This is a genomic window from Paraburkholderia aromaticivorans, from assembly GCF_002278075.1.
Lineage (GTDB): Bacteria > Pseudomonadota > Gammaproteobacteria > Burkholderiales > Burkholderiaceae > Paraburkholderia > Paraburkholderia aromaticivorans.
In genome coordinates, this window is sequence record NZ_CP022989.1 from 3,528,615 (window position 1) to 3,548,626 (window position 20,012).

At 64.6% G+C, this 20,012-nt stretch carries 17 protein-coding genes; 2 read left to right on the top strand and 15 right to left on the bottom strand.

Going from position 1 to position 20,012, the window contains the following annotated elements:
- Positions 1 to 16: 16 nt before the first annotated feature.
- The 9 genes from CJU94_RS15915 to CJU94_RS15955 all read right to left on the bottom strand — a co-directional run bounded on the left by CJU94_RS15915 (position 17) and on the right by CJU94_RS15955 (position 11,415).
- A complete protein-coding gene (locus tag CJU94_RS15915) occupies positions 17 to 967 on the bottom strand; it encodes a sugar kinase (RefSeq protein WP_095419511.1) in 951 nt (316 codons plus the stop codon).
- 3 nt (positions 968 to 970) lie between these two features.
- The gene (rimO, locus tag CJU94_RS15920; RefSeq protein ID WP_095419512.1) at positions 971 to 2,356 is read right to left on the bottom strand and encodes a 30S ribosomal protein S12 methylthiotransferase RimO; all 1,386 of its coding nucleotides are present in this window, start codon (positions 2,354 to 2,356) and stop codon (positions 971 to 973) included.
- Positions 2,357 to 2,437: 81 nt separating this feature from the next.
- Complete coding sequence (locus CJU94_RS15925; RefSeq protein ID WP_095419513.1) at positions 2,438 to 3,460, bottom strand: tRNA dihydrouridine synthase; 1,023 nt, start codon at positions 3,458 to 3,460, stop codon at positions 2,438 to 2,440.
- A 304-nt stretch (positions 3,461 to 3,764) separates the two neighbouring features.
- A complete protein-coding gene (gene phaR, locus CJU94_RS15930; RefSeq protein WP_095419514.1) occupies positions 3,765 to 4,394 on the bottom strand; it encodes a polyhydroxyalkanoate synthesis repressor PhaR in 630 nt (209 codons plus the stop codon).
- 134 nt (positions 4,395 to 4,528) lie between these two features.
- Positions 4,529 to 5,269: a 3-ketoacyl-ACP reductase gene (locus CJU94_RS15935; protein WP_095419515.1), complete on the bottom strand. Its 741-nt coding sequence runs from the start codon at positions 5,267 to 5,269 to the stop codon at positions 4,529 to 4,531.
- 183 nt (positions 5,270 to 5,452) lie between these two features.
- Positions 5,453 to 6,634 carry an acetyl-CoA C-acetyltransferase gene (locus tag CJU94_RS15940; protein WP_095420392.1) on the bottom strand — a complete coding sequence of 394 codons (1,182 nt, stop codon included), beginning with the start codon at positions 6,632 to 6,634 and terminating at the stop codon, positions 5,453 to 5,455.
- Between the two features lie 189 nt (positions 6,635 to 6,823).
- Positions 6,824 to 8,653 (bottom strand): class I poly(R)-hydroxyalkanoic acid synthase, encoded by a 1,830-nt coding sequence (gene phaC, locus CJU94_RS15945; protein ID WP_167397539.1) that lies wholly within the window; start codon positions 8,651 to 8,653, stop codon positions 6,824 to 6,826.
- 645 nt (positions 8,654 to 9,298) lie between these two features.
- Positions 9,299 to 10,156 (bottom strand): peptidoglycan editing factor PgeF, encoded by an 858-nt coding sequence (gene pgeF / locus CJU94_RS15950; protein WP_095419517.1) that lies wholly within the window; start codon positions 10,154 to 10,156, stop codon positions 9,299 to 9,301.
- Positions 10,153 to 11,415 (bottom strand): RluA family pseudouridine synthase, encoded by a 1,263-nt coding sequence (locus CJU94_RS15955; protein ID WP_095419518.1) that lies wholly within the window; start codon positions 11,413 to 11,415, stop codon positions 10,153 to 10,155. Before CJU94_RS15955 ends, pgeF begins: the two co-directional genes overlap by 4 nt.
- A gap of 38 nt (positions 11,416 to 11,453) precedes the next feature.
- On the opposite strand from CJU94_RS15955, the gene CJU94_RS15960 reads away from it, so the two are divergent.
- Positions 11,454 to 12,314, top strand: a complete 861-nt coding sequence (locus tag CJU94_RS15960; protein WP_095419519.1) for an outer membrane protein assembly factor BamD — start codon at positions 11,454 to 11,456, stop codon at positions 12,312 to 12,314.
- A 150-nt stretch (positions 12,315 to 12,464) separates the two neighbouring features.
- Here the strand turns inward: CJU94_RS15960 and rlmD are convergent, their stop codons facing one another.
- From rlmD to surE, 6 genes are all read right to left on the bottom strand, one after another.
- Positions 12,465 to 13,883 (bottom strand): 23S rRNA (uracil(1939)-C(5))-methyltransferase RlmD, encoded by a 1,419-nt coding sequence (rlmD, locus tag CJU94_RS15965; protein WP_095419520.1) that lies wholly within the window; start codon positions 13,881 to 13,883, stop codon positions 12,465 to 12,467.
- A gap of 214 nt (positions 13,884 to 14,097) precedes the next feature.
- A complete protein-coding gene (locus tag CJU94_RS15970; protein ID WP_095419521.1) occupies positions 14,098 to 14,874 on the bottom strand; it encodes a 3'-5' exonuclease in 777 nt (258 codons plus the stop codon).
- A 4-nt stretch (positions 14,875 to 14,878) separates the two neighbouring features.
- Positions 14,879 to 15,961 (bottom strand): RNA polymerase sigma factor RpoS, encoded by a 1,083-nt coding sequence (rpoS, locus tag CJU94_RS15975; protein ID WP_095419522.1) that lies wholly within the window; start codon positions 15,959 to 15,961, stop codon positions 14,879 to 14,881.
- 11 nt (positions 15,962 to 15,972) lie between these two features.
- The gene (locus CJU94_RS15980; protein WP_095419523.1) at positions 15,973 to 16,896 is read right to left on the bottom strand and encodes a peptidoglycan DD-metalloendopeptidase family protein; all 924 of its coding nucleotides are present in this window, start codon (positions 16,894 to 16,896) and stop codon (positions 15,973 to 15,975) included.
- A gap of 5 nt (positions 16,897 to 16,901) precedes the next feature.
- A complete protein-coding gene (locus CJU94_RS15985; protein WP_095419524.1) occupies positions 16,902 to 18,002 on the bottom strand; it encodes a protein-L-isoaspartate(D-aspartate) O-methyltransferase in 1,101 nt (366 codons plus the stop codon).
- Positions 17,999 to 18,757: a 5'/3'-nucleotidase SurE gene (gene surE, locus CJU94_RS15990; protein WP_095420393.1), complete on the bottom strand. Its 759-nt coding sequence runs from the start codon at positions 18,755 to 18,757 to the stop codon at positions 17,999 to 18,001. Before surE ends, CJU94_RS15985 begins: the two co-directional genes overlap by 4 nt.
- 235 nt (positions 18,758 to 18,992) lie before the next feature.
- On the opposite strand from surE, the gene CJU94_RS15995 reads away from it, so the two are divergent.
- Entirely contained in the window at positions 18,993 to 19,967 is a 975-nt protein-coding gene (locus tag CJU94_RS15995) for an NADPH:quinone oxidoreductase family protein (RefSeq protein ID WP_095419525.1), read from the top strand.
- The last annotated feature ends 45 nt before the right edge of the window (positions 19,968 to 20,012 follow it).

Genomic DNA, 20,012 nt, shown 5'->3' on the forward strand with positions numbered 1-20,012 from the left:
GTCATGGCGCGTGGGTTCAGCCCGCCAGAAGTTGTGCGACTGCCGCGCGCGAAGGAATCGGCGCCACCGCGCCGTAGCCTTGCGTGGACAGCGCGGCGGCGACGTTCGCATAACGCGCCGCCGCAAAGGGATCGTCACCCGCGACGATCCGCGCGATGAACGCGCCGCCGAAGCAGTCGCCCGCTCCGGTCGCATCGACCGCGTTGACGACATGGCCCGGCACGACGCGCCGCTCATTCGGCGTGGCGATATACGAGCCTTCCTTGCCGAGCTTGAGCGCGACCACGCGCGGACCGTGCGACAGCAGGAAATCGACGATCTCGTCACGACCGGTCAGCCCCGTGAGTTCGGTGACGTCGTCCCAGCTCGGCAGGCAAATGTCGGTCTGGCGGATGGCTTCCAGCATCACCGCGCGCGCCCGCGCGAGCGGCCACAGCTTCAAACGAAGATTGGTGTCGAAGCTCACGCGCACGCCATTGGCGCGCGCATGCGCGATCGCTTCGAGCGCCGCATCGCAGGCGCTCAGGCTGATCGCGAGACTGATGCCGGACAGATGAACCACCTTGGCGGCGGCGATCGCCTCGAGCGGCAGATCGTGCGGCGCATAGCGGCTCGCGGCGGAGCCGGCGCGCAGATAATCGAACGCGTGGCCGTCCGGACCGTGGGACACGAAATAGACGCCGGTGGGTGCATGCGGATCGACGCGCACCAGCGACGTCTGCACCTGCTCACGTTCCCACAAATCGATCAGCAAACGCCCGAAATGATCCGCGCCGACCGCGGACACGAACCCCGTCCGCGCGCCTTGCCGGGCGGCTGCGATACAGAAATTCGACGTGTCGCCGCCGAAGCCTTGCAGATAGTTCGGCTCATTCCTCGCCGACTGGTTGAACTCGATCATCGCCTCGCCGAGCGCGAGGATGTCGGGGCGCTGGACTGCCGGCGTTGCAGGCACGCTCGCCGCCATGGCTTAAACCTCGCCCCACAGGTCGTGCCCATCGGCGCCGGTGATCTTCACCGACACGAAATCGCCGACCTTGTAGCGTTTGGATGCCTTGGCGGCCGGCGCGATATACACGACGCCGTCGATCTCCGGCGCGTCCGCCGCGGTGCGGCCGATGCCACCATCGGCACTGATCTCGTCAACCAGCACCTTCAGCGTCTTGCCCACCTTCTTTGCGATACGTTTGGCCGACACTTCTTCCGCGACTTCCATGAAACGCGCGCGGCGCTCTTCGCGCACTTCGTCGGGCAATGCGCCGTCGAGTTCGTTTGCCGTCGCGCCTTCGACCGGCGAATAGGCAAAGCAGCCGACCCGATCCAGTTCCGCCTCGCGGATGAAATCGAGCAGCGTCTGGAACTGCTCTTCGGTCTCACCGGGGAAGCCGGCGATAAACGTGCTGCGGATGGTCAGATCGGGGCACATCTCGCGCCACTTCTTCACCCGCTCCATCACTTTCTCGGCGTTGGCCGGGCGTTTCATGCGCTTTAACACTTCAGGATGCGCATGCTGGAACGGCACGTCGAGGTAAGGCAGCACGTGGCCCTTGTACGGGCCTTCGGCCATCATCGGGATCACTTCGTCCACGCTCGGATACGGATACACGTAATGCAGACGCACCCATGCGCCATACTGCGCGGCGAGTTCGCCGAGCGCGCCGACCAGATCGGTCATGCGCGTCTTGATCGGCTTGCCGTTCCAGAAGCCGGTGCGGTATTTGACGTCGACGCCATACGCGCTCGTGTCCTGCGAAATCACCAGCAGTTCCTTCACGCCCGACTTGAACAGATTTTCCGCTTCGAGCATCACGTCGGCGACCGGACGCGACACGAGGTCGCCGCGCATGGACGGGATGATGCAGAACGTGCAGCGGTGATTACACCCTTCGGAAATCTTCAGATACGCGTAGTGGCGCGGCGTGAGCTTGACGCCCGCGGCCGGCACCAGGTCGACGAACGGATCGTGCGGCTTGGGCAGATGAGTGTGCACGTGCTGCATGACTTCGCCGAGCGCGTGCGGGCCGGTCACGGCCAATACCTTGGGGTGCACCTCTTCGATCAGCCCCGAGCCGCTCGCACTCTTTTTCGCGCCGAGGCAGCCGGTCACGATCACCTTGCCGTTTTCGTTGAGCGCCTCGCCGATCGCGTCGAGGCTCTCCTGCACCGCTTCGTCGATAAAGCCGCAGGTGTTGACGACCACGAGGTCAGCGCCGTCGTACGTGCCGGAAATCTCGTAACCTTCGGCGCGCAATTGCGTGATGATCTGCTCGGAATCGACCAGGGCTTTCGGGCAGCCAAGCGAGACAAAGCCGACCTTCGGCGTGGCATTCGGGGCAATCGGGGGGGTGGCAGACATGGGGAACCGCTTGAAGACGTTAAACCCTGAATTGTAGCGGTTCGCCACGGCTACCGCTCGTAAGTCTTTGAATTTCCATCTTCAACCGGCTGCGGCGTACACCGGATCGAGTCGCCCGGCCGGCCCGGATCGATGCGTCGCCATTAATTCATCGCCTCCTGACGCGCGTTCGATCGCCGCCAGAATCTCGTGCGAATCCTGCAGGCGGCGGATCGCCGCATGCAGTTCCGCCGCCTGCGGCCAGGTCCGCTGCAGGTAGCTGAGCCACTTCTTGACGCGCCCATGCTCATGACGGGAGGCGACACGGGCCTGCAATTTCCTCAGATAAGCGGCCATGTGACGAAGCACGTGCTGCCATTCCCGGTGGGATGGGGACCGGTCCATCAGGCCGCGGATCCTCAGTGCCAGGAACGGGTCCGAGACCGCGCCCCGTCCGAGCATCACGTCCGCGCAACCGCTGACCGCGCGGCAGCGCTCCCAGTCGGCCGCCGTCCAGACCTCTCCGTTCGCAATGACCGGCACGTCCACGGCAGAATCGATGCGCGCGATCCACTCCCAGTGCGCCGGCGGCCGGTAGCCATGATCGCGCGTTCTGGCGTGCACGACGAGCGAGGCGGCGCCGCCCTCCGCGAGCGCGACCGCGCAATCGATCGCCCGCGACGTGTCCGAGACGCCGAGGCGCATTTTCGCGGTGACCGCGATGCCGGCAGGCACCGCGGCGCGAACGGACGATACGATCCGGTTCAGTTGTTCAGGGTCGGCCAGCAGCATGGCGCCGCCGCCGTGCTGATTGACCACCTTGGCGGGGCAACCGAAGTTCAGGTCGATCCCGTGCGGAGACAAGGTGGCCGCATGCGCGGCATTCAGGGCCATCCATTCGGGATCGCTGCCGAGCAACTGGATCACCATCGGCGTGCCGACGGGCGTGCGGCCGCCGTCGAGCACTTCGGGGGCTTCCCGCTCGTAGACCCGGCTGGGGAGCAGAGAGCCCGTCACCCGGATGAATTCGGACACGCATCCGTCGAAGCCGCCCATGCCGGTCAGCACATCGCGCAACACGTAGTCAGCGAGCCCCTCCATGGGGGCGAGAAAGAGCCGGCTCATGCGGAAACGGGCGCCGGGACGTGGCGGCTGTCCAGAGAATAGGCGGGGCTTCCATGAAACATGAGATCGACTGTCGGAATGGGGTGAAGTTGGCGGCCAGAGCGCCCTCTCCGAAGAAAATGCCCCACACACGCAGTAGTCGATTGTACCGCGCCGGCCCCGACCGGCCGCAGCCTGTGGCACTCAGACCGGAGCAAAGGGTTCGCTACCGACTTGCCACCGAGCGTGGCTGAGCATGGCTGGGGCGGCCCCAGCGGCGCCCCAACGCTGGAAATCCCGGGTCCCGTGAGCCCTTCTCGCGCCCTTACTTCTTCTCCGGCTCCGGATTCCCCTGCGGGTTGCCTTGCGGATTGGCCGGCGCATTGCCGGTATTGGCCACGCTGACCGCGCCACCCGGCGTAAACGGGAAGGTGGCGAACATCGACTTCGCCTGGTTCTGCATCTGCTCCTGCATCTGCACGAACATGTTTTTCGACTGCTCGATGTAGCTGGTCATCATGCCCTGCATCATCGGCGCCTGCATGTTCATGAACTGTGACCAGACCTCGGGATTCATGGCCTTGCCTTCGTACAGATTCTTCGACTGATCGGCGAGCTTCGCCTGAATGTCGATGAAGGCCTGGATGTTCTTTTCCAGATACGTGCCCATCATGCCCTGCATCGCATGACCGTAGAAACGGATGATCTGCGACAGCATCGACGACGAGAACATCGGCAAGCCGCCACTCTCCTCTTCGAGAATGATCTGCAACAGGATGGCGCGCGTCAGATCCTCGTTGCTCTTCGCATCGATGACCTTGAAATCCTCCTGATCCAGCACGAGCTGCTTGACGTCGGTCAGCGTGATGTACGTGCTTGTCTCGGTATCGTAGAGCCGACGATTCGGATATTTCTTGATCAGTCGTTCGGCTGTTTTCTTTGTAGTAGTGGTCATGTAACGCCTTTGAGCGCAAGTTGAGCGCGGAGACGGCGTCATACCGGCTGTGCAATCTGGTCAATTGCGCAATCGAGACGCCGCCGAACCATCTGAGCCGAAGCGCGCCGCCTCGTGAGCGGCGCACCTGTGACTCAGCCCATATGCAAACCGCCGTTCAGCGAAAAATCAGCACCCGTGGAGAAACCCGATTCTTCCGACGCCAGCCACGCCACGATCGAGCCGATTTCCTGCGGCTGACCGAGACGGCGCACCGGAATCGTCGCGATGATCTTTTCCAGCACGTCGGGGCGAATCGACTTGACCATGTCGGTGCCGATGTAGCCAGGGGACACGGTGTTGACCGTCACGCCCTTGGTGGCCACTTCCTGCGCCAGCGACATCGTGAAGCCGTGAATGCCGGCCTTCGCCGTCGAGTAGTTGGTCTGGCCGAACTGGCCCTTCTGCCCGTTCACCGACGAAATGTTGATGATACGGCCAAAGCCACGCTCGACCATGCCGTCGATCACCTGCTTGGTGACGTTGAAGAGGCTGGTCAGGTTGGTGTCGATCACCGCCGTCCAGTCTTCGTGCGTCATCTTGCGGAACACGACGTCGCGCGTGATGCCGGCATTGTTCACCAGCACGTCGATCTCGCCGACTTCGGCCTTGACCTTGTCGAACGCGCTCTTGGTCGATTCCCAATCGCCGACGTTGCCTTCGGACGCGATGAAATCGAAGCCCAGCGCCTTCTGCTCTTCGAGCCACTTCACACGGCGCGGCGAGTTCGGGCCGCAGCCTGCGACGACCTTAAAGCCCTCTTTGTGCAGCCGCTGGCAAATGCTCGTGCCGATGCCGCCCATCCCGCCCGTTACGTACGCAATTCGCTGTGTCATAAACTACACTCCGTTATCGTTTTCGAGGCGCCGACCGGCCGCCTCTTCCCTCGTCTGTGCTTCATCTCCGCAGCCGCCGGGCGACCGGCCGACGAGGCCACCGCTGACCGCGCGCGTGAAGCGCGCGGCAACGCTCCGTTTGCCGCGTGACCGACGTCGTGGGCGCCGGTCACGCAACGAGACTCAAGCGCGCTCAAGCGCCAGCGCCACACCCATGCCGCCGCCGATACACAGCGACGCCAAACCCTTCTTCGCATCGCGCTTCTGCATTTCGTGCAGCAGCGTGACGAGAATCCGGCAGCCGGACGCGCCGATCGGATGACCGATCGCAATCGCGCCGCCGTTCACGTTGATCTTCGACGTGTCCCAGCCCATCTGCTGATTCACTGCGCACGCCTGCGCGGCAAACGCTTCGTTGATTTCCATCAGGTCCAGATCGGCCGGCGTCCAGCCCGCGCGTTCGAGACAGCGGCGCGAGGCCGGCACGGGGCCCATGCCCATCACCTTCGGGTCCAGACCCGAGGTGGCGTAAGCCTTGATGCGCGCGAGCGGCTTGAGGCCGAGCGCCTCCGCCTTCTTCGCCGACATCACCAGCACCGCCGCCGCGCCGTCGTTCAGACCCGACGCATTGGCTGCGGTCACCGAACCTTCCTTGGAGAAAGCCGGCTTCAGGCCCGCGAGCGATTCAGCCGTCACGCCATGGCGCACGAACTCGTCGGTGGCGAAACGCAGCGGTTCGCCCTTGCGTTGCGGAATCTCGACCGGCACGATTTCGTCGTCGAAACGGCCCGCTTTCTGCGCGGCTTCCGCCTTGTTCTGCGACAGCGCCGCGAATGCGTCCTGCTGCTCGCGCGTGATGCCGTATTCCTTGGCGACGTTTTCCGCCGTCACGCCCATGTGGTACTGGTTGTAGACGTCCCACAGACCGTCGACGATCATCGAATCGATCAGCTTGGCGTCGCCCATGCGGAAACCGTCGCGCGAGCCCGGCAGCACGTGCGGCGCGGCGCTCATGTTTTCCTGGCCGCCGGCCACCACGATATCCGCGTCGCCGGCGATGATCGCGTTGGCCGCCAGCATCACGGCCTTCAGGCCCGAGCCGCACACCACGTTGATCGTCATGGCGGGAACGGCGTTCGGCAAGCCCGCCTTGATCAGCGACTGACGCGCCGGATTCTGGCCCGACCCTGCGGTCAGCACCTGACCCAGGATCACTTCGCTGACCTGCTCGGGCTTCAGCCCGGCACGCTCGAGTACCGCGCGAATCACCGTCGCGCCTAGTTCGGGCGCGGCGATCTTCGCCAGCGACCCACCGAATTTGCCAACTGCCGTACGGGCGGCCGATACGATCACAACATCAGTCATTTCCATATCCTCCGGGCAAGTCGGCCAGATGCGCCGCAGCCCGTCAAGTTAAAAATCTCGTTGCTTCTGCTTATGCGCCAGGTTTACGCTTCAACTCAGCGCTTCAACTCAGCGCGTCAACTCAGCGCGCCAGCTCAGCCGGACGCTCGTTCACAGCGCAAAGGACCGCGCCGTGAAGCAAGCTCAAACCTACTCCCGTTGCCGTACATAACGTCCGGGCGCCGGCTCGATCACCGGGAATTCCGCCGAGCCTGCAGAGGCCCGCGGCTTCACCTTCTTGCCGCCGTACTGATCGAGCCACGTGGTCCATTCGGGCCACCAGCTGCCAGGCACTTCGGTCGCCTGATCGAGCCATTCCTCGGCATTCTCCGGCAGCGTTTTGACGTCGCCTTCCAGCATCCAGAAATTGCGTTTCTTCTTCGCGGGCGGATTGATCACGCCCGCGATATGGCCCGACGCGCCGAGCACGAACTTCAACGGCCCGCTGAGCAGCGGCACCGACGCGTACGCGGTTTGCCACGGCACGATATGGTCTTCGCGAGAACCGTAGATGAAGGTGGGCACGTCGATCTTCGACAGATCGATCGGCTCGCCGCAGGTGGTCAACGCACCCGGCTCGCGCAGACGGTTTTCAAGGTACGTGTTGCGCAGATACCAGACATACATCGGGCCCGGCAGGTTCGTCGAATCACTGTTCCAGTAGAGCAGGTCGAACGGCACCGGCGTGCGCCCTTTGAGGTAATTGTCGACGACGTAGTTCCACACCAGATCGTTCGGTCGCAGGAACGAGAAGGTGTTGGCGAACTCGATACCGCGCATCAGACCGGGCGCCGCACCACCCTTGCCGCCAATGGTCTGCTCGCGCATCTGCACATGTGCCTCGTCGACGAACACGTCGAGCACGCCCGTGTCCGAAAAATCGAGCATGGCGGTGAGCAGCGTCATGGACGCGGCCGGATGTTCGCCGCGCGCCGCGGCCACCGCCAGCGCCGTGGCGAGCATCGTGCCGCCCACGCAGAAGCCGAGCGTATTGATCTGCTCCCGGCCGCTGATCTTACTCACCGTCTCAATCGCGGTGAGCACGCCTTCGCCGATGTAGTCGTCCCACGTTTTATGCGCAATGGATTGATCCGCGTTGCGCCACGAAATCAGGAACACCTGGTGCCCCGAATCGAGTCCGTGAGCGACCAGCGAATTCTCCGGTTGCAGATCGAGAATGTAGAACTTGTTGATGCAAGGCGGCACGATCAGCAGCGGCCGCTCGCGCACGGTCGCCGTGCGCGGCTTGTACTGGATCACCTGCATCAGGTCGTTTTCGAACACCACTGAGCCCTCGGTGTTCGCGAGGTTCTCACCTACCACGAAGCCCGATTCGTCGGTCTGCGAAATTTTGCCGCGCTGCAAGTCGCCGAGCAGGTTCATCACGCCCTGGCGCAAGCTCTCGCCCTTGCTGTCCAGCAAGGTCTTTTGCGCTTCCGGATTCAATGCGAAGAAGTTGCTCGGCGAAGCCGCAGCGGTCCACTGCTGGACAGCGAAACGGATGCGCTCGCGCACCTTGGGTTCCGCGTCGAGCGCGTCGACCATTTCCTGCAGATAGCGCGCGTTCAGCAGATACCAGGCGGCCGTGAATGCATAAGCCGGCGCCGAACTCCATGCGTCGGAACTGAAACGGCGATCCTTGAGTTCGGGCGCTTTGGTTGCGGACGTGGTGGCCTGCTGGATCAACTCCATCGCCTCGCGCGAATAGTCAGCCTGCAGCTTCTGCAGTCGCTCGGAGGGAATGGCCGCGCTCGGTATGTTCAGGCCGGCGAAAGACGGCATGGCCGGCATCGCTCCGGCCGCGAGTTTGCTGAAGTCCGGCATGCCGGGAAACGACGGCATTTGCGGCAGCCCTGATTGCGGCATCGGGAAAGGCATGGGAAGCGGCATTTGAGGCATGGGGAACGGCATGCCGTTGCTGCCGGGAGGCGTGCCGAGCGAACGCCAGGCGCCCATCCAGGCGTCGAACAGTTGCTGCATCCCTGGGGCCGGTGCTGCACCGCTCGTACCGGCCTGCTGCGTGTGCTCCGTCGAGGAGTCCGTCTTGGGGGAAGCTGAGGTATGTGATGCTGCCATGCCTGCTTTTGACCGGTAAGTCCTTGCGGACGGGTTGAGAGGCAGGTTCGTGCGCACGTGAGCAACTGCTCGCGACCTCGTCACGCCCTGTCCTTGTACGAGGAGCCGTGAGGAACATTCTTGCTCCCCATCGCAAGGCATGTCAATGCTTGTTCCCGATTTTGCCGCAGTGCGATAGTTTTTTAATTATCGTTTTCCCTGTGTAGCAGATAGCGCTTTTGAGACGTGCATCATTCAACGCGGCCGCGAACGAAAAAAGCTCCCATATTGCTTAGGTTTATGCGCACTTATCCGTTCGTCGGCAGACAGTTTATGCGGCAGATCTACGCCGTCACCGCGAATTCCGGCAGCGCAGCAAAACGCCCGCCGCATCTCCCGATAAACCCTCATAGGCGGGCCGACCGGAAAGCGCGGCAATGCTCAGACGTAGCCTGCCCGCGTGATGACGTCGGCAACGCCGAACGTCGTCACGCGGGGCGTGCGTGCTTGTGCATGCCCTGCTCGATTCGCAGGATGATTACCGCCGCGTGGCGCGCGGCGCCACGCGGGTCAGTCCGCGATCGACTGCGCCCGATCGTCCAGCCAGATGAGCGCGGCCATGCGGCCGGTCTCGCGATCGCGGCGATAGGAGTAGAAACGATCGCGCTGCGTGACCGTGCAAAGATCGCCGCCGGTGATCCGTGTCACGCCGAGGCGCTGCAGACGCAAACGCGCGAGCGCCGGGAGATCCGCGAGATATTTGCCCGGGTTGTGCGGATGCTCGACAAATGCGTTTGCCGTGGCATCGCGTTGCGCGCTGCCGACGCCGTTCATGAAGGCGTCACGCACATCCGGGCCGACTTCGAAGGCGCCGGGACCGATCGACGGACCGAGATACGCATGCAACGCGCTCGCCTTCACCTGCGCGAGCTCGGCGACACGCTGCGCCGTCTGTTCGACGATGCCCGCGGCCAGCCCGCGCCATCCCGCATGCGCCGCGCCGACCGCGCGGCCCGCTTCGTCGCACAGCAGCACCGGCATGCAATCGGCCACCATCACGACGCACACGGTGCCGGGACGATCGGTAACGCTCGCATCGGCGCGCGTCGGGACGCCGCCCGCGCGCGCCTGCGCGAGCACCTCTTCCGCACGCACGATGCCGGCGCCGTGAATCTGTTCGAGCCATGCGGCCTCGCTCACGCCGGCCAGCTTCAACAGACGCTCACGGTTGGTGGCGACCGCGGCCGGATCGTCGCCGGATTTCATGCCCAGATTCAGGCCGCCGGGCAAGTCCTCGCCATCGTGCCAGCGGCCGAACGGTGCGTCGCTCACGCCGCCGTTACGCGTGGTGACGAGCGCGCGCACGCGCGGCGACACGTTCCATGCGGGTTGCACGACATCGGCAAAACTCAGCTCGGGCACACTCATGCGTGATCGTCCTCGTCATGTTGATCGGCGTCGTCGTGGTCGAGCGCGCTGTCGTCGGCGTGCGCGTCGAGCATGGCGTCGTAGTCGTCTTCCTCATAGTACGTCTCGTCGAACTCGCCCGCATCGTCGCGGCCGAGGCCGAGCGCCGCCGACAGCGCCTGCATGTCTTCCGGCACGTCGGCACGCCATTGCATCGTGCGGCCGGTTTGCGGATGAATCAGGCCGAGACGCCATGCATGCAGCGCCTGGCGCGCGAAGCCGCCGGGCAGCGGCGTGACCGAGCGCTTGCCGCGCGCGCGCCCATACACGGGATCGCCGAGCAGCGGATGGCCGATATGTGCGCAATGCACGCGAATCTGATGCGTGCGGCCGGTTTCGAGATCGCAATGAATCGCGGTCACCGGCTGCCGCTCCCAGATCGCCGAATCGACCCGCCGGAAATGCGTGCGCGCGGGCTTGCCCGACGCACTCGTCACCACCGCCATGCGCGTGCGTTCGCGCGGATCGCGGCCGATCGGTGCGTCGATGGTGCCCTCCTCGGGCATGTTGCCCCACACCAGGGCAAGATAACGGCGCTTCACCGTGCGCGCCTGCAACTGGCGCACGAGGTCGGTCTGCGCCTCGAGCGTGCGCGCCACCACCATCAGGCCGGAGGTTTCCTTGTCGAGCCGGTGCACGATGCCCGCGCGCGGCAGGCCCGCCGCGGCGTCGCCATAGCGGTACAGCAGACCGTTGAGCAGCGTGCCACTCCAGTTGCCAGCCGCCGGATGCACGACCATGCCGGCCGGCTTGTTGATCACCACCAGCGTGTCGTCTTCATAAACGATCTCGAGCGGCACCGGCTCCGGCGTGAACGCGAGCTGCTCGGGCAACAGATCGGGCACGAGTTCGATGGTCGCGCCAAGCGGCACCGGCTGGCGGATTTTCGCGGGCTTGCCGTCGATCCGCACGCGCTCCGCCTCGATCCAGCTCTGCAGACGGTTGCGCGAGAACTCGGGAAACACCCGCGCGAGCACCTTGTCGAGGCGCTCGCCGGCCAGTTCGTCGGGCACGGCGACGCTGCGCGGCGTCTCGTCCGCCACGCGGTTCGCGACCGTCGGCACGAGGCCGGACAAGGCTGCGGCGCGGAGCGAATCGCCGCCGAGATCGTCATCGAGCGAATCGACGCCCAACGCGTCGGAGGGGTCAGCGCTTACGCTATAATCTTTGTTGCTATTCCCGGCGCCGGTTGCGGCGCCTGGAGTATTTGAGCGGGTCATTGAGTCTGGGTCACCTGGACGTAAAGCTAGACTGGAAAATGCGAGCCTTGAACACCATCACTAAAGCGGCGATCAATTTGGCGGCCATCAAGAAGGCGGCCCGGAAAGTGGCCGGATACATTGCGTGCGCCGCAGCCGTCGCGGTTGTCGCGGCTTGCCACGGCCTGCCGGAAAAGACCGACGAGACGGCAACGTGGAACAACAACAAATTATATACGGAGGCGAACGACGCCTTGACCGGTGGTGATTTCGGCAAGTGCGCGAAGTACTTCGAAATGCTCGAGGGGCGCGATCCGTTCGGCCACTTCGCCCAGCAGGCACAGATCAACGTTGCCTACTGCAACTGGAAAGACAACGAAAACGCCGCGGCCGACCAGGCGATCGACCGCTTCATCCAGCTGCACCCGGATCATCCGGACATCGCTTACGCGTACTACCTGAAGGGCATGATCCACTTCAACGACGACCTCGGTCTGTTCGGCCGCTTCTCCGGCCAGGACATGAGCGAGCGCGATCCGAAGTCGCTGCGCGAATCGTACGACGCCTTCAAGATCGTCGTGGACAAGTATCCGAACAGCAAGTATGCGCCGGACGCAGCACAACGCATGCGCTATATCGTGAACGCGCTGGCGTCGCATGAAGTCCACGCGGCGGATTACTACTACCGCCGCGGCGCTTATGTCGCCGCGATCAACCGCGCGCAACTGGCGCTCACGCAATACAAGAACGCACCGGCTATCGAAGACGCGCTGCACATCATGATGCTGTCGTATCAGAAGCTGAATCAGCCGCAACTGGCCGACGACACGAAGCGCGTGCTGGCCGGCACCTTCCCGGACAGCCCGTACATCACGGGCCATGCAAGGCCGGGTACGGAAAAGTCGTGGTGGCAGTTCTAAGCCGCGCCGCGTACTGAAAAGCAGCAGGAGTAAAAAAACGCCACGACTTCGGTCGTGGCGTTTTTGTTTGTGCGCTGCCTTTTGCCTCTGCCTTACGCTGCCTTAGGCCGTCGCGCTGCCGCGCAGCGCCGACGCAACCAGGCGCGCTCGTCAGTCCCGCTCGAACAACGCGATCGACTCCACATGCGACGTGTGCGGGAACATGTTCACCACGCCCGCGCCCACCAGCCGGTAACCGGCCTCATGCACAAGCAGACCGGCATCGCGCGCGAGCGTCGCCGGCGCGCATGACACGTAGACGATGCGCCTGGGCAGCGGTCCGTCGCCGCTCTGCGCGATCTCCGCGAGCCCCTTGGCGACGGCCAGCGCGCCTTCGCGCGGCGGGTCGATGAGGAACTTGTCGAAGTGGCCGAGCGCGCGCAGATCGTCGGCGGTGACTTCGAACAGGTTGCGGCACGCAAACGACGTATGCCCCGCCACGCCATTCAGTTCGGCATTGGCGAGCGCGCGTGAAGTCAGCACCTCGCTGCCTTCGATGCCCACCACTTCCCGCGAGATCCGCGCGAGCGGCAAAGTGAAGTTGCCGATCCCGCAAAAGAGATCGAGCACGCGATCCGTGCGCGCCGGCGCCAGCAAACGCAGCGCACGGCTCACCAGCACGCGGTTGATGGCGTGATTCACCTGGGTAAAGTCGGTCGGCTTGAACGGCATGCGAATGCCGTACTCCGGCAGCGTGTAGTCGAGCTGCACGTCGAGAGGATAGAACGGCGTGACCGTGTCCGGGCCGCCGGGCTGCAGCCAGAACTGCACCTTGTGCTCGTCGGCGAAATCGCGCAGCACCTGCTCGTCCGCGGCCGTGATGGGCTCTAGATTGCGCAGCACCAGCGCCGTGACCGACGAGCCGACCGCCAGTTCGATCTGCGGCATGCGGTCGTAGATGGACAGCTTGCGGACCATGAAGCGCAGCGGCATCAGCATGGCTGACACATGCGGCGGCAGCACTTCGCAGGTCTTCATATCGGCGATGTAGCTGCTTTTCTTCTCATGGAAGCCGATCCGCATACCGCCTTTTTCCGGCAGGAAACGCACGGCCAGACGCGCACGGTAGCGATAACCCCAGGACGGACCGTGAATCGGCCGGAACACGGTTTCAGGGCGCAGCTTCGCGAGATGCTGGAGGTTGTCTTCGAGCACGCGCTGCTTGACCGCCACCTGAGCGCGGATGTCCAGATGCTGCATCGAACAGCCGCCGCAGATATTGAAGTAGGTGCATTTCGGCTTGGTGCGGATCACGCTCTCGCGAAACACCTGGACCACTTCGGCCTGCTCGAATTTCGGCTTGCTGCGATGCGTGGAATAGCTCACGCGCTCGCCGGGCAGCGCGCCTTCGACGAAAATCACCTTGCCGGGCGTGCCGTCTTCGCTCTCGGTGCGGCCGACGCCGCGCGCTTCCATATCGAGCGAAACGATTTCGATGACCGGCTCATTGCCGGTGACGACGTGAGCCGGCGCGGGCGGCGGCGTCTTGTAGCGCTTCGGCGCGCGACGATGGGGGGCAGTTCGGGACACCTGCAACTTCCTGACAAACTTGGGGGAAAGGCGAGATTGTAGACGAAGCGCTGCGCCCGGCCATCATTCGGCACGGCGCGAACGGCCGCCGGCCGTGCCGACGCCGACCGACGCCGGCGACAAGCGCCCCGCACCTTCTTGAACGAAGCGCCGCGGGCGGCCTCGCCACCCTCGCCGCCCCGCAGGACCATCTCAAGATCCGACCGCGCGCGGCTTACTGATCGAATGCCGCAAGATACTCGGCCCATTGGGGCGCCGTTTCCAGCGCCAGCGCGTTCTTGACCAGGTTGATCTCGTCAGCATACTCCGCGGGCGAAAACGCGCCGCGAATCAGCTGGAAGCGGCAATAGAGCAAGTAAGTATTGACGACGTCGGTTTCGCAGTAATTGCGGATTTCCTCGATGCGCCCTTGCTGATACGCATGCCACACCTGGCTGCCGTCCATGCCCATCTTGCCGGGGAAGCCGCACATCCTGGCGAGCGCGTCGAGCGGCGCGTTGGCGCGCGCCTGGTACATGGCGAGCACGTCCATCAGATCGGTGTGACGCGCGTGATAGCGGCTGATGTAGTTGTTCCACTTGAACTCGCGGTCGTCCTCGCCAAGATCCCAGAACTTGTAGGCGGGAATGCCATTGACGAGCGCCCGGTAGTTCAGCACCGGCAGGTCGAATCCGCCGCCGTTCCACGACACGAGTTGCGGGGTGTACTTCTCGATCACGCGATAAAACGACTGCACCAGCGCCGCCTCGCCGTCTTCCAGCGTGCCGAGCGAGCGCACGCGAAAGCCGTTGTTGTCGCGGAACACGCAGGAAATCGCCGCGATCCGTTGCAGATGATGCGGCAGGAAATCGCTGCCGGTCTTTTCGCGGCGCGCGGCGAACGCATGCTCGGCGACTTCGGCGTCGCTCAGGCCGGCAGGCAGATCTTCGAGGCGGCGAATGCCGGCGACATCGGGAATCGTCTCGATGTCGAAAACAAGAATCGGTGTCATCAGGTTAGAGAACGGCGTCCTTGCGAACACCGTTGGAGGCGAAGAAGCGCTTTAACCGCACGAGCGCTTCCTGTTGGATCTGGCGCACACGCTCGCGCGTGAGGCCCATTTCGTCGGCCAGTTCTTCGAGCGTGGCGGGTTCGATGTGATTCAGGCCGAAGCGGCGCTCGATCACATGGCGGTGCTTGTCCGACAGCCGCGCAAGCCACGCGCGCGTGAGCGTTTCCAGCTCGCGGTGCTGCACTTCGGCATCCGGTGACTGGCTCTGGTCGTCCGACAGCAGATCGAGCAGGCTGCTGGCCGGATCGAGATCGAGCGGCGCGTCCAGCGAGGCGGTGTGCTCGTTGAGCGCGAGGATGTCGGTGACTTCGTCGGTGGTCTTGCCGGTCAGATAGGCAATGTCGTCGATGCTGGCGTCGCGGCGTTCGGCCGCTTCGCCGGAGTTCATCGAATTCTTTTCCAGGTGGCGCTTGGCGCGTAGCACCTGATTGAGCTCACGGATCACGTGCACCGGCAAACGGACGGTGCGCGCCTGGTTCATGATGGCGCGCTCGATACTCTGGCGGATCCACCAGGTGGCGTAGGTGGAAAACCTGAAGCCACGCGTGGGATCGAATTTCTCGATCGCGTGCATCAGGCCGAGATTGCCTTCTTCGATCAGATCGAGCAGCGGCACGCCGCGGTTCAGGTAGCCCTTCGCGATGCTGACGACGAGCCGCAGATTGCGCTCGATCATGACCTGCCGCGCTTCGAACTCGCCCGCCTTGGCAAGACGCGAATATTTCTGCTCTTCCTCGACGGTCAGAAGCGGCTTGACGCTGATACGGTTCAGATAGTGCTGAATCGTGTCCGCCGTCAGCTCGGCTTGCAACAGCGCGCGGAAATCGTCCGCGTCCGGCGCGACTTCGCTCGCGCCTTCGCGGGCGTCGCCGCCCTCGTCCGCGCCGCCCTGGCGTTCGTCGAGATCGCGCTCTTCCGCGATCTCCTCTTCGACTTCCGAAGCGCCGCTTTCATCCACCGAAGCGGACATAGCGTGGCTGATCGTCTCAGAGTCGGCTTGCGGCGGCGGGCGCTTCGATTTCGGCATGGTCGTATCGCTTATTGCGGCGGCAAATACTTCAGTGGGTCGACAGGTTTACCCTGCCGGCGAACTTCGAAATGCAACATCACGCGGTCGGAATCGCTGTTACCCATCTCAGCGATCTTCTGCCCCTTCGTCACCGCGTCCCCCTCTTTTACCATCAAAGCGCGGTTGTGTGCATACGCGGTGAGATAAGTTGCATCATGCTTGATGATAATGAGATTGCCGTAACCACGCAGCCCATTTCCGGCATAAACCACGCGGCCGTCCGCCGACGCCTTCACCGCGTCACCCGCGGCGCCGCCGATATTCACGCCCTTGTTGGTCGAGTCGTTGAAGGTGCCGAGCAGCGGCCCGCGCACCGGCCATGTGAAGGCCACGTTGCCGGCCGCGCCGGCGGTCGAGTCGCTTGCCGCGCCCGGGTTGGCGGACGGTGCCGACGCCGCGTTGTTCGCGGCCGAACCGTACAGCGGCGGCGCCGCGACACCCGCGGCCGGCGACGTGCTGCCGAGCGGCGCGCTTTGCACCGCAGCGCCGCCGCCGATCGGCGCGGTCGAGACGCCCGGCGTGAGCGCCGCGGTGTTCGCGCCTGGCGGCACGACACGCAGCAACTGGTCGACTTCGATCTGATTCGGGTTGGTCAGATTGTTCCACGCTGAGATGTCGCGGTAGTTCTGGCCGTTCTCCAGCGCGATCCGGTACAGCGTGTCGCCCGGCTTGACACGATAGTAGCCGGGCGGCGGCGGCCCGAGCGGCACGGCCGGCTGGGCAGCTTGCGTGCTGAGCGTGCCGCCGCCGGAGCGGTCGACGACCGGCGCCTGGTCGAGCCGGGATGCACAGGCCGTCATCAACAGGGACAAGGCGAGCACGCACACGCTGCGCTGGGTTACGGTCATAGGGGCATTCAGTCTGGTTCTTTGCATCGCGCGCAACATACTCATCGGTGTCAAATCACTCCGGATTTTAAGGGTACAAAGAAAACGCGATCAAGCCGCGACTCGCGCCACTGCGCGGGTCCGAGGCGCTCGACCAGCGTCAGCACCTGGTTCTGGCCGTCCTGCGAGCCGACCGGCGCGACCAGACGGCCGCCGATCGCGAGTTGTTCAAGCAAGGCTTGTGGCACGTCGAGCCCGGCCGCGGCAATCACGATCGCGTCGAACGGCGCCGCCGACGGCAGGCCGAGGCGGCCGTCGCCGTAATGCAGGCGGATGTTCGGAATGCGCAGCGGACGCAGGTTTGTCTTCGCGCGCTCCGACAGCGGCTTGATGCGTTCGATCGAGTAAACCTCGCGCGCGACCTGGCTCAGCACGGCCGCCTGATAGCCGCAGCCGGTGCCGATTTCCAGCACGTTGTTCAGCGCGCGGCCGGCGGCGGCCAGTTCGATCATCCGGGCAACGACCGAGGGCTTGGAGATCGTCTGGTGATGGCCGATCGGCAATGCCGCATCTTCGTAGGCCTGAGCCGCGAGGCCCGGGTCGACGAACATGTGGCGCGGCACCACCGACATCGCGTTCAACACGCGCTGATCGGTCACGCCGTTCGCACGCAGGCGTTCGACCATCCGTTCGCGAACCCGTTCCGAAGTCAGCGCCAATGCGCCGTTTAACGCCACGTTCGGCGTGGCGCCGCGCTCGCTCGTGCGGGCCGCGGGCTTGGCCGGCGCCGCCGGCTGCGGGGCGGGCCGCGCGATCGCATTCGACACGGCGACCTTGGCCGGGGCTTTCATCGGCGCTTTCATCGGCGTTTTTGTCGGCGCGTTCACCGGCGCTTTGGCCGAAGGCGCGGCCAGCGGCTTGGGGGGAGTCGCCGCCGATGGCCGGGCTTGCGGCTTCACCTGCACCGCCGTTTGCGTCTTCGCCTGCCTGGATTGGGACTTACCCGTGGATCCGGGCGCTGCGTTCTTCGCCGGCTGCTGACGCGCGTTCAGCGCCGCGCTCGCGGCCAGTGCCGCCGCCCGTATTTCGCCCGGGCGCCCTTCGGGCCGGCGCGGTTCGCGCACCAGGTCTTCGAGGCCGAGCGGAAAGCGCTTGGCGCGCTCGTTAGTCATGAAGCGCCGCTACCGGCGCGCACCCAGTCGCGCGCTGCGGGCAGCATTTGCGTGTGGGTCAGGTCGAGTTGCAACGGCGTGATCGACACGTGGCCGTTGGCGACCGCGTGGAAGTCGGTGCCTTCGCTCGCGTCGCGCGCGCTGCCCGCGGGGCCGATCCAGTAGATCGGTTCGCCGCGCGGATTGGTTTGGCGGATCACCGGCTGCGACGGATGCCGCTTGCCGAGACGCGTGATCTGCCAGTCGCCGAGTTGATCGTAGGGCAGATTCGGAATGTTGACGTTCAGAAGCGGGTGCCCGGGCAACGGCTGCTCGAGATAATGTGCGACGATTTCGACGGCGACACGCACGGCGTCTTCGAGATGCACCCAGTCCTTGTCGACCAGCGAGAACGCGATGGCCGGCACACCGAACATGATGCCCTCGGTGGCGGCAGCGACGGTCCCCGAATAGAGCGTGTCTTCGCCCATGTTCTGACCGTTGTTGATGCCCGAGACCACGAGGTCCGGCGTATGGTCGAGCATGCCCGTCAGCGCGATGTGCACCGAGTCGGTGGGCGTGCCGTTCACGTAATAGAAACCATTGGCCGAGCGCAGCACCGAGAGCGGCCGCGAGAGTGTCAAGGAATTCGACGCGCCGCTGCAATTCTGTTCGGGTGCCATCACGGTGACGTCCGCGATCGGCTTGAGCGCTTCGTAAAGCGCAGCAAGGCCGGGCGCCAGATAACCGTCGTCATTGCTGAGTAGGATTCGCATCCGGCGATTGTAACCGAGGAAAGAAGACGAGCGAACGACACGGCAGGCCATGCGCGCGCCGGATGCGACGCGCACCCGCGCAGATCGCGGCCACCTCGCGCGAGGCACCGGCCAGCCGCGCAACGATCACCCGACGATCACCCGCCGACCACCGGCACGGCGATAAAAACGCACGGTCGTGCTGATTGTTTTACACTCAGAATACTTGCGAACCCCTGATCGACATGGAGACACGATGCGCGCGATTCGCTGCAATCAATATGGGCCGCCCGAGAGCCTGGTCGTCGAAAACCTGCCGGACCTCGTGCCGCCGCCAGGTCACGTCGTGATCGACGTCAAAGCCGCGGCCGTCAACTTTCCCGACGTGCTGATCATCGAGAACAAATACCAGTTCAAACCGCCCCTGCCCTTCACGCCCGGCTCGGAAGTCGCGGGCGTGGTGCGCGCGGTCGGCGCCGACGTCACGCAGTTCCAGCCCGGCGCGAGGGTGGTCGCCTTCACTGGCCACGGCGGCTTCGCGGAGCAGGCGCTGGCGCCGGCCTCGGCCTGCGTGCCGTTGGCGGACGGCGTCGAGTTCGAACTGGCCGCGGCCTTTACCTTGGCGTACGGCACCTCGCATCACGCGGTGGTCGATCGCGGCGCCTTGCAGGCCGGCGAGACGATGCTGGTGCTAGGCGCGGCCGGCGGCGTCGGACTCGCGGCGGTCGAGATCGGCAAGGCGCTCGGCGCGCGCGTGATCGCGGCGGCATCGAGCGACGCGAAACTCGCGACCTGCATCAAGCACGGCGCGGACGCCACCATCAACTACAGCGCCGAGGACCTGCGCGAGCGGATCAAGGCGCTTACCGACGGAAAAGGCCCGGACGTGATCTACGATCCCGTCGGCGGCGTGTATGCGGAGCCGGCGTTTCGCAGCATCGGCTGGCGTGGCCGTTATCTGGTGGTGGGGTTTGCAAACGGCGAGATTCCCAAGCTGCCGCTCAACCTGACGCTGCTCAAAGGCGCAAGTCTGGTCGGCGTATTCTGGGGCGACTTTGCGAAGCGCGAACCGCAACGCAATCACGCGGCGTTCGAGCAGATGACGCGGTGGATCGCCGAAGGCAAGCTCAAGCCGTATGTGTCGGCGCGCTACTCGCTCGAAGACACGGGGCGTGCGCTGCGCGACATGGCTGAGCGCCGCGTGATCGGGAAGGTGGTGGTCACGCCTTAGTCGAGGCGTCTCGTGCGCCTGAGCAAAGTCAGGCAGGCCGATTCG